This is a genomic window from Mesorhizobium sp. LNHC232B00 (assembly GCF_000502435.1).
GTDB classification, from domain to species: Bacteria; Pseudomonadota; Alphaproteobacteria; order Rhizobiales; family Rhizobiaceae; genus Mesorhizobium; species Mesorhizobium opportunistum.
In genome coordinates this window covers 150,683-165,370 of sequence record NZ_AYWP01000003.1, presented here as the reverse complement: position 1 = coordinate 165,370, position 14,688 = coordinate 150,683, and the positions used below count along the sequence as shown (strand labels likewise).

Genomic DNA, 14,688 nt, shown 5'->3' with positions numbered 1-14,688 from the left:
GACAGAGGGGGGCGCCTTGGCACCGTACCTCCAGTGACTGCCGTTTTGCCCAAAATCCTCCTCCGCCCCGGCCGCATCGAAGACGTCGAAACCATACACGCGGCAATCCTGAAACTCGGCACCCACGTCGGCGCGCCCGAGGAAATCGTCTCGACGGCGGACGATCTCAGAACCTGGGGCTTCGGCGCAAAACCCGCCTTCTCGACCCTGATCGCCGAAGTCGGCGGCGAATTCGCCGGCCTCTGTCTGCATTTCCCGATCTTCTCGACCTGGATGGGGCGGCCTGGCGTCTATGTGCAGGATCTCTACGTCGAGGACCGGTTTCGCGGCCGCAAGGTCGGCGAGCGGTTGTTGCGGCGCGTCGCGGCTGAATGCCGGAAAGAAGGTGGGGTCTATCTCAGACTGTCCGTCGACACCGACAATGAAGGCGCCAAGGCCTTCTACGAAAGACTGGGCATTGCCTGGTCCAGCTACGAACAGACGCAGAAGATCATCGGTGAAGCCTTTTTCGCCTTCGCCGATGCGCCGGAAAATGGGGAGCAGGAATGAAAGCCTTTTATGCGCAGGAGCAGAAGCGCCACGACCCCAAGGCCTTTCTTTCCAGCGGTGCCGCACAGCCCAATCCGGAAAAGCCCGAACGCGTCGAGAGATTGTTAGCCGGCGCAAAATCTGCGGGCTGCACGATCGAACGGCCACGCGATCACGGGCTCGGCCCTGTTTCGGCGGTGCACACACCCGAATATCTCGACTTTCTCGAGCATATCTTTGAACGCTGGCAACGCATCGATGGCGCATCCGCCGAGGTGATCCCCAACATCCATCCGATCGCCCGCAATGGTTCCTACCCGGCCTCGGCGGTCGGCCAGGCCGGCTATCACATGGCCGATACGGCTTGCCCGATCTCCGGCGAGACCTGGCAGAGCGCGCTGTGGAGCGCCTGGAGCGCGGTCGAAGCCGCCGAAACGGTGATGGCTGGCGCACCGGCCGCCTATGCGCTGTGCCGCCCGCCCGGCCACCACGCTTTTGCCGATGTCGCCGGCGGCTTCTGCTTCATCAACAATTCGGCCGTTGCGGCTCAGGTTCTGCGCAGAAACGCGGCCCGCGTGGCGATCCTCGATGTCGACCTGCATCATGGCAACGGCACGCAAGGCATCTTCTATGCACGGCCCGATGTGCTCACCGTGTCGCTGCACGCCGACCCGGTGCGTTTCTATCCGTTCTTCTGGGGTCATGCCGACGAGCGTGGCGAAGGGCCGGGCCTCGGCTATAATTTCAACCTGCCGCTGCCACGCAAATCCGCCGACGCGGCGTTCCTCGAAGCGCTCGAGGTCGCATTCCAGCGCATCCGTGCCTTTTCGCCCGATGCGCTGGTGGTGGCGCTCGGCCTCGATGCGTTCGAGGGCGATCCGTTCGGCGGTCTCTCGGTGACCACGCCCGGCTTCTCGCGCATTGGCGAGGCGATCGCCGAGCGCGGCCTGCCGAGCGTCATCGTCCAGGAAGGCGGCTATCTCTGCGACGCACTCGGCGACAATCTCACCGCCTTCCTCACCGGTTTCGGCGGCAAGGCGCGGTGACAATTCAAACCGGCTTTAGGATCGCTGCTGCCTAAGCATGGCGACGACCCGATGCACGCTCTCCAGCGTCTCGTCGATCTCGTCGGATGTGTTGTAGTGTGCGATGCCGATGCGCACGACGCCTTGCTCGGCCGGAATGCCCAGTTGGTGGACGATCTCCCAAGCGTAGTTATGGCCGGACCACAGGAAGATGTTTTCGGCATTCATCTGCCGGACGATGGTTTCGGGAACGATGCCGTCAACAGTGAAGGAGACTGTCGGTACGCGATCTCCGAGCCGCTTCGGGTCGGTGATCCCGTGGATAGTCAGGCCTGAAATGTCGGCCAGGCCATCGATCAGCCTCTGCGCCAGCCGGTTTTCATAGGCAATGGAGGCTTCGAACGCCCTCGCGAGCTTCTGCCTGCGCGAACCGCCCTCGCCCGCCGAAGCTCCAACGTCAGCAAAATAATCGACCGCCGCCGTAAGACCGGCCATCAGCTCGATCTGCGGCGTGCCGAGTTCGAACCGCTCCGGCAGGCCATTGGACGAGCAGCGGCATTTGTAGGCCTTCAGGCCATCGATGATATCCAGCCGTCCCCACAATATGCCCATATGCGGGCCGAAGAATTTGTAGGCCGAGCAGATCAGGAAATCGCAGCCGAGTTCCTGCACGTCGATCAGGCCGTGCGGCGCGAACTGGACGGCGTCGACATAGACCAGCGCGCCGGCCTGTTGTGCGATGGCAGTCAGGGATTTAACCCGGTTGATCGAACCGGTCAGGTTGCTGGCATAGTTTAGCGCGACCAGCCGCGTCTTGTCGGATAGCAGATCATTCAGCGTCGCCTCCTCGACCTGCCAGCTCTTTTCGTCGAAGGGCAGCCAGCGCACCACGAGGCCAAGATCCTCGGCCAGCTGCAGCCAGGGCGAGACATTGCCCTCATGGTCCATGCGGGTGAGGATGAGCTCGTCGCCGGGCTTCATGGTGCGGCCGAGCGTGCGCGACATGTGATAGGTCAGCGTCGTCATGTTGGCGCCGATGATGATTTCCTCGCGGCTCGGCGCACCGAGGAAATCGGCCATTGCCTGATGCGCGTCATCGACGACTTGTTGAGCGGCGATCGTCGTTTCGAAATAGCCGCCGAGATTGGCGTTGGTGGTGAGCAGGCAGCGCGACACCGCGTCGGCGACAGCCTGCGGCACCTGCGTGCCCGCAGGGTTGTCGAGATAGATGCGGCGACGGCCCTTGTCGGTCAGGAAGAGAGCCGGGAATCTCGCTCGCACCGCCTCGATCGGAAAGTCCGCCATTGTCTCCACCCTTTTGTTATTCCTGATTAATTCCGCACCTTGAACCAATCAAGGACAGGGATTACCGACCCGCTGATGGATCGCATCCACCGCCTTCTGCATCTCTTCGGTCCAGACGACATCCACCGAGGACAGCGCCGTTTCCAACTGTGAAATGGTCGTTGCCCCGACGATGTTCGAGGTGACGAACGGACGGCTCGACACATAGGCATTGGCAAACAGCGCCGGCTCCAGCCCAAACGAGCGCGCCAACTCGTTGTATTCGAGTTGCACCTCCGCGGCATTTGGCGTCTCGTAGCGCTGGCCACGATTGAACAGCTGCGAGCGCGACCCTTGCGGGCGGGCGCCATGGTCGTATTTACCGGTGAGGTAGCCCTGTGCCAGCGGCGAATAGGCGAGCAACGAAACCCCTTCGCGTTCGCAGACCTCGGCGAGGTTCACCTCGAAGGTGCGGTTGACCAGATTGTAGGCGTTCTGGATCGAAGCGACGCGCGGACCAACGCCCTTGTCGGCCTCGGCAAGGAACCGCATCACGCCCCAGGAACTCTCGTTCGAGAGGCCGAAATGGCGAATTTTTCCCGCCTTTACCAGTTCCTCGAAGACGGCAAGCGTCTCTTCTATCGGCGTTTCGCCCGCCGGCGCACCGATCGCATCGGGACGACGCGCTACGGCGCCGACGCGTGTCGGGTTGGCGCCCCACGGAATGTCCCTTTCCGGCCAATGAATTTGATAAAGGTCCAGATAATCGGTGCCGAGCTTGGCCAGCGATTTGTCGATGGCGTCAAGAATATCGGCGCGCACCAGTTGCGACGGCCTGTCGCCGCGAAACCAGCTGTTGGCGGTGCGGCCGACGACCTTGGAGGCAAGGATCACCTTGTCGCGGTTGCCCTTGGCCTTCATCCAGCTGCCGATGATCTTTTCGGTCCGCCCTTGCGTCTCGGCCTTCGGCGGGATCGGATAGAGTTCAGCGGTGTCGATGAAATTGACGCCACGCGAGAAGGCGAGGTCCATCTGGGCATGCCCCTCGGCTTCCGTGTTCTGCTGACCCCAGGTCATCGAACCCAGGCAAATCTGGGTAACAAGGAGATCGGTCCGACCGAGACGGCGTTTGTGCATGGAATTTCTGCTCCGAGGGAAAGCGTGCGCGGCAGCGCGGGAATGAGGTCAGCATCTATAGGGAAAGCGGCGGCGCTCTCCAAGCCTCGGCAGGCCGACTTTTGCGTGAGTTGGGGTTGTCTAGCGGCGAGCGCCGGCCACCGCGCGGCGCTTGGCTTCGTCGATCAGCATGTTGGCCACCTGCATGCGGATCATGGCGCGCTGGCGCAGATGCGGGGCGACACGGTCCGGATGGTTGGCGAAGGCGAAGCTGCGGCGAATACGGCCGAAATCGGCGATGCTCTTTGGCTGATCCAGTCCCAGTTCGACCGCGATCGATTCAAGATCGATCGGCGGCAATTTCTCCTCAGGCTTTGGTTCTTCGCCGGCCAGAGCGAGCTTGGCGTGTTCGAGCAAGGCAGCGAATTCGCTCGCCAGGTCGGTACCCGCCTCACGATATTCGGCCGCGGATACCTTGATACGGCCGGAATGCAGTTCATCGGCAACAGACAGATAATCAAACGGAATGGATGGACGCGCACTGGCCCCGTCGCCCTCCATGCCGTCTCCTCCGATGCCGTCGCCTCCGATGCCGTCACCCCCGATGCCGTCACCCTTGTCGGACGCAACGAAGAGGTCGTCGAGCAGCGAAGCGAAATCGCGCTTGGCGCTGGTAGCGATGTCAGCCTCCCACTTGCCCGACTGTCTGGGTTACAGACCATAGAACCGGCTCGTTAAAAATACATGCCACCGATCTTAAGGAATTTAGCCGTTGCGAGGATTGCCGCCCGAGCAAAGCTGCTCAAACAAAAGCCGGACTGCACTTTCCATGCAGCCCGGAAATTCGCAAGGAGTTGGCGAGGAAAAACTGGCCATGTGCCAGCGTTCAAGCCTACGGGTCTTGCCGCCCAAAAGTTTCACCGGGCCCAAAAATATTTTATGCAAATCATTCAGACATGGCAGGCATGCAAATGCTGCACTGCACAATTGTCACGATTCATCTATATTGCCGGATGTGGAGGACCAACCAGGAGCCTGAGTCATGGGTTTCTTCACTGAAATGTTCGCCCGGCCGCGCCCGCAGGAACATCTGAGATATCGCGCGGCTCTCGCGCTGCTTCATTCGATGAGCAATGCCGACCGTGCCGACATCGGCGTCAAGCCCGCCGATTTTCCGCGCATCGCCCGCGAAATGTCCATTCGCTAAATACATATTGCGAGATGTCCCGGATCGGTCCGGGACATCTCGACGTCCAATTCCTCAGCGCGATCCGAGGAATGTCGACTTGCCCAGCGGCACGCCATTGTGGCGAAGAATGTCGTAAGCGGTGGTGAGGTGGAAGTAAAAGTTGGGCATGGCAACATGCAGCAGATACTGCATGCCGCCCAATGTGGTTTCGCGCCCGCCGAGCTTCAACTCGATCATCTTGTCGTCCGAACCATCGATATCGGCAGCCGAGAACGTTGCCAGAAGCGCGAGCGTCTTGGCGATCCGCGCCTCGAGATCGGCAAAACTTGCCTCATTGTCCTCGTATTTCGGCACTTCGCGGCCGGCCAGCCGCGACGGCGCGCCCTTGGCATGGTCGGTGGCGATCTGCACCTGCCGGGTCAGCGCGAACATGTCGGGCGCGAGTCGCGCCGTCAAAAACACCTGCGGGTCGATCTTGCGGTCAAGCGCATTCTGTTCGGCTGATGCCAGCACATTGGAAAGTGCTTTCAGCCGGGCTGAAAACACGGGCACGGATGCCTCATACATCGATATCGTCACGTCAAATCTCCCGTCCGGCCGAACGCCGGCGGTCGGCAGGTAGCGCCTTCGCGCTCGATTCTTCAAGCGCCGGCGACGCAGCGTCACCAGGCCGCCGCAATCACCATGGTAGAATCTTCGTTATCGAGCGGAGATTCCCGATGAGACGCGCCCTTCTCGCAGCGACTGCCCTTCTCTCCCTTGCCACGACTGGCCAAACGGCCCTCGCCGCCGATGATGCCGCCGAAGCGCCCTATGTCGATGATCGTTCGAGCGCCGAGGCGGTCATCCATTCGCTCTACAGCGCCATCAACCGGCACGAATTCGCCCGCGCATGGGGTTATTTCGGCGATGCAAAGCCGGCAAAGGATTTTGACGGCTTCGTCAAGGGCTATGACGGCACCGCCAAGGTCGAGGTCGAGACCGGCGCGATCTCGGACGAAGGTGCCGCGGGCAGCATTTTCTACAACGTCCCAGTCGCCATCCGCGCCACCGACAAGACCGGCGGCGAAACGGTTTTCGCCGGCTGCTACACACTGCGCCAGGTCAATGCCCAGATCCAGGCCGCGCCGCCTTTCGACCCGATCCACATCGAAAAGGGCGCGCTGAAGCCCTCCACCGCCAATTTCGAGGAGGCGGTGCCGCCTAGCTGCGGCGACGGGCCGCCGCCGCCGAAGAAGGATACCGCGCTCGAGCAGGCCAAGAAGGCTTTTCTGGCTACCTATGGCGACCAGTGCGACAAGGATCTCGTGGCCAATGAGCCGGAGGTCTTTTCGATCAAGTACAAGGACAAGGATGCCCAGCCCGGAGATCCCGACAAGGAGACGCGGCTGTTCCATTTTTCCTGCTCGGCGGCCGCCTACAATGAAAGCTCGGTCTATTACATGACCGACGAACTGTCGGCCGTGCAGCAATTGCAGTTCGCCGAACCCAAGATGGACATCCGCTACGAGAACAATGACAGCGATGGCAAACTGCTGGGCATGAGCATCGTCGGCTTCCAGACGAGCGGCTGGGCGGTCAATTCCGACTATGACCCGGATGCCCATACGATCACCACGTTCAACAAGTGGCGCGGTGTCGGCGATGCGTCGGACGCCGGCACCTATCTGTTCCGCAACGGGAATTTCTCGCTGGTCCAGTACGACGTCGACGCATCCTATGACGGCGAGGAGAACCCGCAGACGGTCGTCGACTACAACACCGCGCCGTAGAGCGCCGCTCCGCTTTAAGCCCGCGTCGATCAGTGCGCCTTCGACAGCATCCAGTTGAGCGTTTCGCGCCAGTCGACCATGCGGATCGGCGTGCCATGCGTGCCGGTCTCGAAGCGGACGAACCGGGTCGGATAGGCTTTCGACTTGGCGATGATGGAACGGAAGAAGGTCTCCTGGCTTGCCACGGGAAAGACCACGTCATGGCTGCCCTGGCCGAAGAAGACCGGCACGCGGCGCTTGAATGCAGGGCTGGCAAAAAAGCTGTCGTCCCACAGCGAGCCAAGCAGCAGCAGCCCGTCGATGCGCCGGCCGGTATCGTTGCGTCCGGCGAGCTTCCAGCACAGCGCACCGCCCATCGAGCCGCAGGCGACGAAGATCTTCGCGCCCGGCGACCGTTCGGCGTAGTGATCGACCAGCGCCGCCACCTGTGCCGCGCCCTTGTCGCCGAAATCGGGAAAATCGGGACTGAGATAGAGGCCGCCATTGGCGGCCATCAGGTTCTTGAGGCGGTTGAAATTGCCGCCGAAGGTGAAGTCGTCGACGCCTTGCTTGCGATTGCCGCCCTGCCCGTGCAGGTAAAGCACGATGATGCCGGCACCCTCAGTCTTGCCGACAGCGACATGCCTGACGTCGCCGGCATCGGTCCTCAGGAGCAGATCCTGCTGCACCTTGCGCACGCCGGTGTCGGTGTACTGCGCATGCACGCGCTTTTCCGGCACCTCGTCGCGCTGGTTGATGTCGCGCATTTCGCGATAGTCGATGACCGTGTAGGCACCGTTGGTGTCGGAGGAAAGCGCGGCCGGATAGGCGAAGAGATCATCCTTGAAGGGTTTTAGGGACAACGTGTCGGCGTTGGCGGCTGAAGAAAACAAGAAAAGCAAGGCAGCTAGGACAGCGCGGCACGCCCCCCTCTGGCCTGCCGGCCATCTCCCCCTCAAGGGGGGAGATCGGATGTCATCACGGCTTTCGCCAATCACCACCGCTGGAGAAAGAGTGTCGACGCGGAAGCTGCCAATCTCCCCCCTTGAGGGGGAGATGGCCGGCAGGCCAGAGGGGTGTGCGACGGTACGAGTAGCCATCCCCAAGCCATGCTTAATTCAGTTCGGGTTTGTCAATCCTGCAGCACCCCGCCGGCGCCTTCCAGCGCCTCGCGGGTATCGACATCGACAGACGCGCCTTCGCCGATCTCGACGTCGATGACGTCGAGCCCTTCGGCCTCGACCAAGTGCCGCGCGCCGGTATCGCCTTCGAGATGGGCGATGGCGGGGAATAGCGAGCGCGGCAGAAGCACCGGGTTGCCGCGTCTTCCAAGATGCGAGGCGCGGACCACGGAATTGCCTCCGGCCCGGCGGAACGCATCGATCAGCCGGTCGAGATCGCCGGACGCGATACCCGGCATGTCTCCCAAAACGATCATCACGCCGGCGATGTCTTGCGGCAGATAGGCGATCCCGGCTTTCAGCGAGGTGGACAGGCCATCGGCAAAATCTGGATTGTCGGCGAAGGTGACGTCGAGACCCGACAATGCAGCGCGCACCCGTTCGCGCTGATGGCCGGTGACGACAATCGTGCCTGCAGCCTTCGAGGCGAGCGCGCGCTCGGTGGTGCGGCGCACCAGCGGCTTGCCGTCGAACAGCGCCAGCAGCTTGTTCGGCCCGCCCATGCGGCTCGACCGGCCTGCCGCCAGGAGCACGGTCGCGACCTTGAGCTGGTTCTTGGCCGGCACCGGTTCGCGCGGCTGCGGCCGCGTCGGGATTTCCATCAGCAGCCCGCCGACTCCCATGCCTGCGATGTCGCGCGCGGTGACGTTGAGGCCGGCAACCAACCGATCGAGCACCCAGTCGAAGCCGTTTTCCTTGGGGCTGCGGGCGCAGCCGGGCGCGCCGATGACGCGCTTGCCGCGGAGCATGCCGAGCACTAGCAGATTGCCGGGATCGACCGGCATGCCCGCGCGGATCACCGTACCGCCGGCCCTTTCGATCGCCGCCGGCACGACATCGGCGAAATCGCTCATCGCGGAGGCGCCGAAGATAACCACCATGTCGTTGTCGCGCGCCAGCGCGGCTGCGGCCTCCGCCACGGGCGCGATCTCATGCGGCGTGCGGCGCTCCGCCGTCAACCGGCCACCCGAGCGCGCCAACCGCGCTTCGGTGACCCGCAGCGTCTTGTCGAGCACGCCAGGCTTGGTGCCCGGCAAGACCGTCTGGATGACGGCGACGCGCACCGGCTGGTAGACGTTGACGGCAAAGATCTCGCCGTCGGCGCAGAGTTTGGTCACCGTGTCGACCAGCATGGAGGCGACGGCGAAGGGGATGATCTTGACCGTCGCGACCATCTGCCCTTTCTCGACCGGCGCGTGCTGGGCCAGCGTGGCAATGGTGATGGCGGGATCGACGGCGTTGATGGCATCGATCATCGAGGCATTGACCGTGAAGATGCCGGCCGCCTTGGCATGGAGATTGACGCGGCCGGTGGCGGCGGGCCTTGCCTCGATGCCGCTGAATGTCATGCACTCGGCAATTCTTTGCGCCGCGGCGTCCTCGCCCAGATCGTCCGGGGCCAGCACGGCCGCGACGACCTGCGAAATCCCGGCTCCCTTGAGTATGGAGATGTCTTCGGCGGTCAGCCTGTGCGCCTTGCGAAACCGCCGTTCGCCGGCGGTGGTGGCATGCGCCAGCACCGCGCCTTCGGCCGCGTCGATCGGAATTGGACCGAATTTCACGCTGCCGCACCTTTTACATCGAGGCCGCGCGAGCGGAAGGCAAGGATGGTCTGCGCCAGAATGGCGACGGCGATCTCGGCGGGGCTCGCAGCACCGATATCGAGGCCGATCGGCGCATGGATGCGGGCGATCTGGTCGGCGCTCGCGCCCAGCGCCAGCAGGCGTTCGACGCGCTTGGCGTGGGTCTTGCGGCTGCCAAGCGCCCCGACATAGAAGCATTTGGCGTCGAGTGCCGCCTTCAGCGCGAAATCGTCGATCTTGGGGTCATGGGTGACGGCGGCGAGCGCCGTATAGCTGTCGAGCGGCTGGCGCGTCAGCACATCCTCGGGCCATTCGGCATGCAAGACGACATCGGGAAAGCGGTCAGGCGTGGCAAAGGCGGTGCGCGGATCGATAATCTCCAGGGGATAGCCGGCAATCCGTGCCATCGGGGCGAGCGCCTGGCTTATGTGGACGGCGCCAATGACCAGCAGGCGCGGCTGCGGGAGATGCGCGTTGAGAAAGAATGTCCGCCCCTCCGCCTCGACGGAACCGGAATTGCCCGATCGAAACGCCTTGGCGATCGCCGTTCCGAGATCGCCGGCGACGTGGTCGCCCTCTCGCACGATACGATCGCGGCCGTCACCGAGATCGGTGACGAGGATCGCCGCACGGCGGGCGCGGCGCTCGGCATTCAAGGTTTTTAGGGTATACGGATCCATCTGAGATCAGCCTAACCGCTCGACATACACCTTGATGCGGCCGCCACAGGACAGGCCGACCTGCCAGGCGGCCTCGTCGGCAACGCCGAATTCCAGCATCCTGGCCTTGCCGGAGCCGATGACGTCGATCGCCTCGGTCACCACGGCGCCCTCGACGCAGCCCCCCGAAACCGAACCGTGGAAATTACCTTCCGCATCGATGACAAGGTGGCTGCCGACCGGGCGCGGCGCCGAACCCCAGGTCTCGACCACCGTCGCGATAGCGACATCCTTGCCGTCCTTCATCCAACCTTCGGCGATGATCAGCGGATCGCGGGCTTCATCGAGATAAAGACTGTCACTCATAGTTGCTTCTCACAGGGTCTGTTTTTCCAGGGAACAGGGAAAACATATGGTTATGCGGCATGCCTCTCGCCAGCATCCATCCATCGCCGCGGATCGACCGACAGCGCCGATTTCTTGTCCAGCGAGGCGCAGAGGTCGGCGAGCGCGTCGAGATTGTGCACCGAACGGAATTCGTCGACATGCGGCAGCATCGCCTTGACGCCGCGGGCGCGCGCCTGAAAACCGTCAAAGCGCAGCAACGGGTTCAGCCAGATCAGCCGCCGGCAGGATTTGTGCAGGCGCTCCATCTCCTCCGAAAGCCCGGTGACATCGTCGCGCTCCAGCCCGTCGGTGATCAAAAGCACCACCGCGCCCTGCCCCAGCACGCGCCGCGACCAAATCAGGTTGAACTCGGCCAGCGCGTCGCCGATGCGCGTGCCGCCCGACCAGTCCTTGACCGCCGCCGAACAGTCGGCAAGTGCCGCATCGGGATCGCGGTGGCGCATCTGCCTGGTCAGATTGGTCAGCCGCGTGCCGAAAACGAAAGTGTGCACGCGCCGGCGCTTTTCGGTCAACGCATGCAGGAAATGCAGGAAGATGCGCGTGTACTGGCTCATCGAGCCCGATATGTCGGCCAGCACCACCAGCGGCGGGTGGACTTCACGGGCCGAGCGGAATTTCGGCAAGATCAATTCGCCGCCGGTGCGCGCGGCCGAACGCATCATGGCGCGCGGGTCGATACGGCGGCCATACGCATCGGCCTTGAAGCGCCTGATACGCACCATGTCGACGGGCAGACGCAGCCCGGCGATCGCCTTCCTGGCGTCGGCGATCTCGGCGGCGTTCATCTGGGCGAAATCCTTGCCCCGCAAAACCTCGTTGCCGGAAAAAGTGAAGCGGGCATCGACCTCGATCTCGGGGATTTCCCGCGGCGGCTGGTTCTTCTGGTGGCCTTCGAACATCGCCTGGCTGACGCGGTTCTCGGCCGCGCGCGGCTTCTGCTTCTCCCTGGCGTCAGGCGCCACCGGCGAAAACATCGCCAGCATCTTCTCGATCAACTCGCGCGATTTCCAGAACAGCCGGAAAGCTTCGTCGAAGATGGCGTGATCCTCGTGCCGCGAGACCAGCACGGCGTGCAGCGTCCAGTAGAAATCATCGCGCGAACCGATACCGGCGACGAGCACCGCCTCGATGGCGTCCTTGACCGAGGCTGGCCCGACACGCATGCCGGCCTTGCGCAAGGTGCGGGCGAAATAGACGATGTTGTCGGCGATCCGGCCATCCGCTGTCGCCTCTTTCGGTTCGGGGCGGAGCATCGCCTACTCCGCCGCCGAAAGCTCGGCCTTCACCTCGTTGAGGATGCGCCGGCCTTCACCCTGTTCGATGCGGGCAATGTCGTCCTGGTATTTCAACAGCACGCCGATCGTGTCGGATACCGTCTCCGGATCGAGCGCGACCTTGTCGAGTTCGGTCAGCGCACCGGCCCAGTCGATGGTTTCGGCGACGCCAGGCACCTTGAACAGCTCGATCTGGCGCAGTTTCTGGATGAAGGAGACCACCTCGGCCGAGAGCCGCTGGTTAGCCTGCGGCACCTTGCGGTGCACGATCTCAAGCTCACGCTCGGCATTGGGATAATCGACCCAGTGATAGAGGCAGCGCCGCTTCAGCGCGTCGTGGATCTCGCGGGTGCGGTTGGTGGTGATGATCACGATCGGCGGCTCTTCCGCCTTGATGGTGCCGAGCTCGGGCACCGTCACCTGAAAGTCGGAGAGGATTTCGAGCAGGAAGGCCTCGAAGGCTTCGTCGGTGCGGTCGAGCTCGTCGATCAGGAAGACCGGGGCCGCACCCGCCTTGCCGGTCAGCGCGTCGAGCACCGGGCGGCGGATCAGGTATTTTTCCGAGAACACGTTGCGTTCCATGGCGGAGCGCTCGACCTTCCCGGCCGCCTCCTCCATGCGGATCTCGATCATCTGAGCGGCGTAATTCCACTCGTAGACCGCCGAGGAGACATCGAGCCCCTCGTAGCACTGCAGGCGGATCAGCCGGCGGCCAAGCGCCTGCGCCAACACCTTGGCGATCTCGGTCTTGCCGACGCCGGCCTCGCCCTCGAGGAACAATGGCCGGTTCATGCGCAGCGACAGGAAAAGCACGGTCGCCAGCGACCGGTCCGCTACATAGTCCGCGCCAGTCAGGAGATCGAGCGTTTCGTCGATCGTCCGCGGCACGGCTCGCGGTTTCAGCTCGTTCATTCTTTCTCCGTGAACACCGCTGCTCCGCTGTCCAGAACATGGTAGCCGCGGGCGTGGTAGATCAGCGGCCGCAAATTATCGCTCATGCGCAGACCTGTCACCTTGCCAAAAAGCACACGATGGGTGGCCAGGTCCTTGGTGTCGATCAGCTCACAGTCGAAAACGGCGAGCGCGCCTTTCAAGGTCGGCGCTCCGGTGGAAATCACGTCCCATTCGCCGAGCGCGAAACGCTCCTCGACCGGCAGGCCGGTGATGCCTGAAAACCCGACCGACAGCGGCTCCTGGTGCGAAGCCAGTGTGTTCAGGGCAAACCGGCCGTTCTTCACGAACGGCTCGTTCTTGGGATTTTCACGGTTGAGGCAGACCAGAATGGTCGGCGGCGTGTCCGATACCGAGCAGGCCGCGATCACCGTCGCGCCGCGTTTGCCGGCTGGCCCGTCGGTGGTAACCACATGGACGTGACCGGCAAAATGGCTCATCGCGTCGCGATAGGCCTGAGGTCCAATGTCATTCTTCTTCAGCACCAGAATTTTCCACAGCCAGAAACCTCACCGCTATATATGGCTAGACATGACATGCCACAAGCGAAGTGCTTGGCCCATCTCGCCAAATTCGCGTGTTGCACCGAGGCCGGGCAGCCTTTAGGTCTTGGCGGGAACTGGTGCCTGCGCGATGTCGCGGGCTTGGAGGAACACTTCGGCAGGATGCGATCCCGGGCAACGATATCGGCCGCGCTGGCCTGGCTGCTGCTGGCCGGCGCCGCCAACGCCCAGACGCTCACGATCGGCGTTGCCGCACCCCTGTCGGGACCATCGGCCATTCTCGGCAAGCAGGTCGAGGCCGGTGCCGGGCTCGCGGCGGAAGCAAACGGTGTCGAACTCAAGACCGTGGATGACGCCTGTACCGCCGATGGCGGCGCGGCTGCGGCCAGGGACTTCGTGGCGGCCAAGGTCAATATCGTCGTCGGCTTCCTTTGCACCGATGCGATCGAGGCGGCGATGCCGATCCTGAAGGACGCCAACATTCCCGTGATCACCGTTGGCGCGCGAACCGAAAGCCTGACCGACCGCCGCGCCAAGACCGGTTGGCCGGTCTATCGCCTGGGGCCGCGCGGCGACGATGAGCGCAACGCCGTTGCCTCCAGCCTCACCCGCCTATGGCAGAACGAGCTGTTCGCCATCATCGACGACGGCACCATCTATGGCCGCGAAATGGCCGAGACGTTTCGCGCCGCGGCGGAGCAAGCGGCGCTGAAACCCGTCTTCGTCGACACATTCCGGCCGCAGCTCGACAACCAGATCGGCCTGATCGGCCGGCTGAAGAAGGCCGGCGCCACGCACGTCTTTGCCGGCGGCGATGGCGACGACATCGCCATCATGGGCCGCGATGCCGCACAGCTCCAGGCGGGCATCGTCTTTGCCGGCGGTGAAAACCTGCGCACGCCGCCCGGCGAGGTACCCTATGCGATGGGCACGCTGATGATCGCGCCGCCCGAATGGGCCGATGTCGCCGATCCCAAGGTGCTGGAAAGCTTCGCCGCGCAAAAGATCGTGCCGGACGGCTACACGCTGCCGGCCTATGCGGCGATCGAAATCGCCAAGGCGGCATCGGCATTATCCTCGGGCACGCCGCTGACCGAGGTGCTGCCCGGGCATGATTTCACCACGGCGATCGGGCCGATCCGCTTCGACGCCAAGGGCGACCTCAGTCAGAGCCCCTATCGCGTGTTCCGCTTCGACGGCACGCGCTTCGTGCCCCTGGAAGGCAACTGATGTTGG

16 protein-coding genes are annotated in these 14,688 nt (G+C 63.3%); 5 read left to right on the top strand and 11 right to left on the bottom strand.

Annotated features, from left to right (window positions below):
- Positions 1-45 precede the first annotated feature (45 nt).
- The gene (locus tag X743_RS163515) at positions 46-549 is read left to right on the top strand and encodes a GNAT family N-acetyltransferase (protein WP_023764203.1); all 504 of its coding nucleotides are present in this window, start codon (positions 46-48) and stop codon (positions 547-549) included.
- A complete protein-coding gene (locus tag X743_RS163520; RefSeq protein ID WP_023764202.1) occupies positions 546-1,574 on the top strand; it encodes a histone deacetylase family protein in 1,029 nt (342 codons plus the stop codon). Before X743_RS163515 ends, X743_RS163520 begins: the two co-directional genes overlap by 4 nt.
- A gap of 15 nt (positions 1,575-1,589) precedes the next feature.
- Here X743_RS163520 and X743_RS163525 read toward each other — a convergent pair whose 3' ends face one another.
- From X743_RS163525 to X743_RS01000000168655, 3 genes are all read right to left on the bottom strand, one after another.
- A complete protein-coding gene (locus tag X743_RS163525; RefSeq protein WP_023764201.1) occupies positions 1,590-2,858 on the bottom strand; it encodes a cysteine desulfurase-like protein in 1,269 nt (422 codons plus the stop codon).
- Between the two features lie 48 nt (positions 2,859-2,906).
- Entirely contained in the window at positions 2,907-3,974 is a 1,068-nt protein-coding gene (locus X743_RS163530) for an aldo/keto reductase (protein ID WP_023764200.1), read from the bottom strand.
- A 120-nt stretch (positions 3,975-4,094) separates the two neighbouring features.
- Entirely contained in the window at positions 4,095-4,514 is a 420-nt protein-coding gene (locus X743_RS01000000168655; RefSeq protein WP_023764199.1) for a hypothetical protein, read from the bottom strand.
- Between the two features lie 481 nt (positions 4,515-4,995).
- Here X743_RS01000000168655 and X743_RS1000000170345 point away from each other — a divergent pair, with 481 nt between their 5' ends.
- A complete protein-coding gene (locus X743_RS1000000170345; RefSeq protein ID WP_013895844.1) occupies positions 4,996-5,160 on the top strand; it encodes a hypothetical protein in 165 nt (54 codons plus the stop codon).
- Positions 5,161-5,214: 54 nt separating this feature from the next.
- Here the strand turns inward: X743_RS1000000170345 and X743_RS163535 are convergent, their stop codons facing one another.
- Entirely contained in the window at positions 5,215-5,721 is a 507-nt protein-coding gene (locus X743_RS163535) for a DUF1993 family protein (protein WP_023764198.1), read from the bottom strand.
- A gap of 140 nt (positions 5,722-5,861) precedes the next feature.
- Here X743_RS163535 and X743_RS163540 point away from each other — a divergent pair, with 140 nt between their 5' ends.
- Positions 5,862-6,914 carry a DUF1176 domain-containing protein gene (locus X743_RS163540; protein ID WP_023764197.1) on the top strand — a complete coding sequence of 351 codons (1,053 nt, stop codon included), beginning with the start codon at positions 5,862-5,864 and terminating at the stop codon, positions 6,912-6,914.
- A 29-nt stretch (positions 6,915-6,943) separates the two neighbouring features.
- Here the strand turns inward: X743_RS163540 and X743_RS163545 are convergent, their stop codons facing one another.
- The 7 genes from X743_RS163545 to X743_RS163575 all read right to left on the bottom strand — a co-directional run bounded on the left by X743_RS163545 (position 6,944) and on the right by X743_RS163575 (position 13,434).
- Entirely contained in the window at positions 6,944-7,795 is an 852-nt protein-coding gene (locus X743_RS163545) for an alpha/beta fold hydrolase (protein ID WP_031257464.1), read from the bottom strand.
- A 230-nt stretch (positions 7,796-8,025) separates the two neighbouring features.
- A complete protein-coding gene (locus tag X743_RS163550; protein ID WP_023764195.1) occupies positions 8,026-9,636 on the bottom strand; it encodes a molybdopterin-binding/glycosyltransferase family 2 protein in 1,611 nt (536 codons plus the stop codon).
- On the bottom strand, positions 9,633-10,337 hold the full coding sequence (locus X743_RS163555) for an XdhC family protein (RefSeq protein WP_023764194.1): 705 nt from the start codon (positions 10,335-10,337) through the stop codon (positions 9,633-9,635). The genes X743_RS163550 and X743_RS163555 overlap by 4 nt, the downstream gene beginning before the upstream one ends.
- A 6-nt stretch (positions 10,338-10,343) precedes the next feature.
- Positions 10,344-10,682: an XdhC family protein gene (locus tag X743_RS163560; RefSeq protein WP_023764193.1), complete on the bottom strand. Its 339-nt coding sequence runs from the start codon at positions 10,680-10,682 to the stop codon at positions 10,344-10,346.
- Positions 10,683-10,732: 50 nt separating this feature from the next.
- A complete protein-coding gene (locus X743_RS163565; protein ID WP_023764192.1) occupies positions 10,733-11,977 on the bottom strand; it encodes a VWA domain-containing protein in 1,245 nt (414 codons plus the stop codon).
- A 3-nt stretch (positions 11,978-11,980) separates the two neighbouring features.
- Positions 11,981-12,910 carry a MoxR family ATPase gene (locus X743_RS163570; protein ID WP_023764191.1) on the bottom strand — a complete coding sequence of 310 codons (930 nt, stop codon included), beginning with the start codon at positions 12,908-12,910 and terminating at the stop codon, positions 11,981-11,983.
- Complete coding sequence (locus X743_RS163575; protein ID WP_023764190.1) at positions 12,907-13,434, bottom strand: flavin reductase; 528 nt, start codon at positions 13,432-13,434, stop codon at positions 12,907-12,909. The genes X743_RS163570 and X743_RS163575 overlap by 4 nt, the downstream gene beginning before the upstream one ends.
- Positions 13,435-13,614: 180 nt before the next feature.
- On the opposite strand from X743_RS163575, the gene X743_RS163580 reads away from it, so the two are divergent.
- Positions 13,615-14,682 carry an ABC transporter substrate-binding protein gene (locus X743_RS163580; protein WP_023764189.1) on the top strand — a complete coding sequence of 356 codons (1,068 nt, stop codon included), beginning with the start codon at positions 13,615-13,617 and terminating at the stop codon, positions 14,680-14,682.
- Positions 14,683-14,688: the final 6 nt, after the last annotated feature.

Bases quoted from the DNA above. Each gene is read 5' to 3' on its own strand.
- X743_RS163530 (WP_023764200.1), bottom strand. From the start codon at position 3,974: ATGCACAAACGCCGTCTCGGTCGGACCGATCTCCTTGTTACCCAGATT.
- X743_RS163525 (WP_023764201.1), bottom strand. From the start codon at position 2,858: ATGGCGGACTTTCCGATCGAGGCGGTGCGAGCGAGATTCCCGGCTCTC.
- X743_RS163520 (WP_023764202.1), top strand. From the start codon at position 546: ATGAAAGCCTTTTATGCGCAGGAGCAGAAGCGCCACGACCCCAAGGCC.
- X743_RS163560 (WP_023764193.1), bottom strand. From the start codon at position 10,682: ATGAGTGACAGTCTTTATCTCGATGAAGCCCGCGATCCGCTGATCATC.
- X743_RS163565 (WP_023764192.1), bottom strand. From the start codon at position 11,977: ATGCTCCGCCCCGAACCGAAAGAGGCGACAGCGGATGGCCGGATCGCC.
- X743_RS163570 (WP_023764191.1), bottom strand. From the start codon at position 12,910: ATGAACGAGCTGAAACCGCGAGCCGTGCCGCGGACGATCGACGAAACG.
- X743_RS1000000170345 (WP_013895844.1), top strand. From the start codon at position 4,996: ATGGGTTTCTTCACTGAAATGTTCGCCCGGCCGCGCCCGCAGGAACAT.
- X743_RS01000000168655 (WP_023764199.1), bottom strand. From the start codon at position 4,514: ATGGAGGGCGACGGGGCCAGTGCGCGTCCATCCATTCCGTTTGATTAT.
- X743_RS163580 (WP_023764189.1), top strand. From the start codon at position 13,615: ATGCGATCCCGGGCAACGATATCGGCCGCGCTGGCCTGGCTGCTGCTG.
- X743_RS163540 (WP_023764197.1), top strand. From the start codon at position 5,862: ATGAGACGCGCCCTTCTCGCAGCGACTGCCCTTCTCTCCCTTGCCACG.
- X743_RS163555 (WP_023764194.1), bottom strand. From the start codon at position 10,337: ATGGATCCGTATACCCTAAAAACCTTGAATGCCGAGCGCCGCGCCCGC.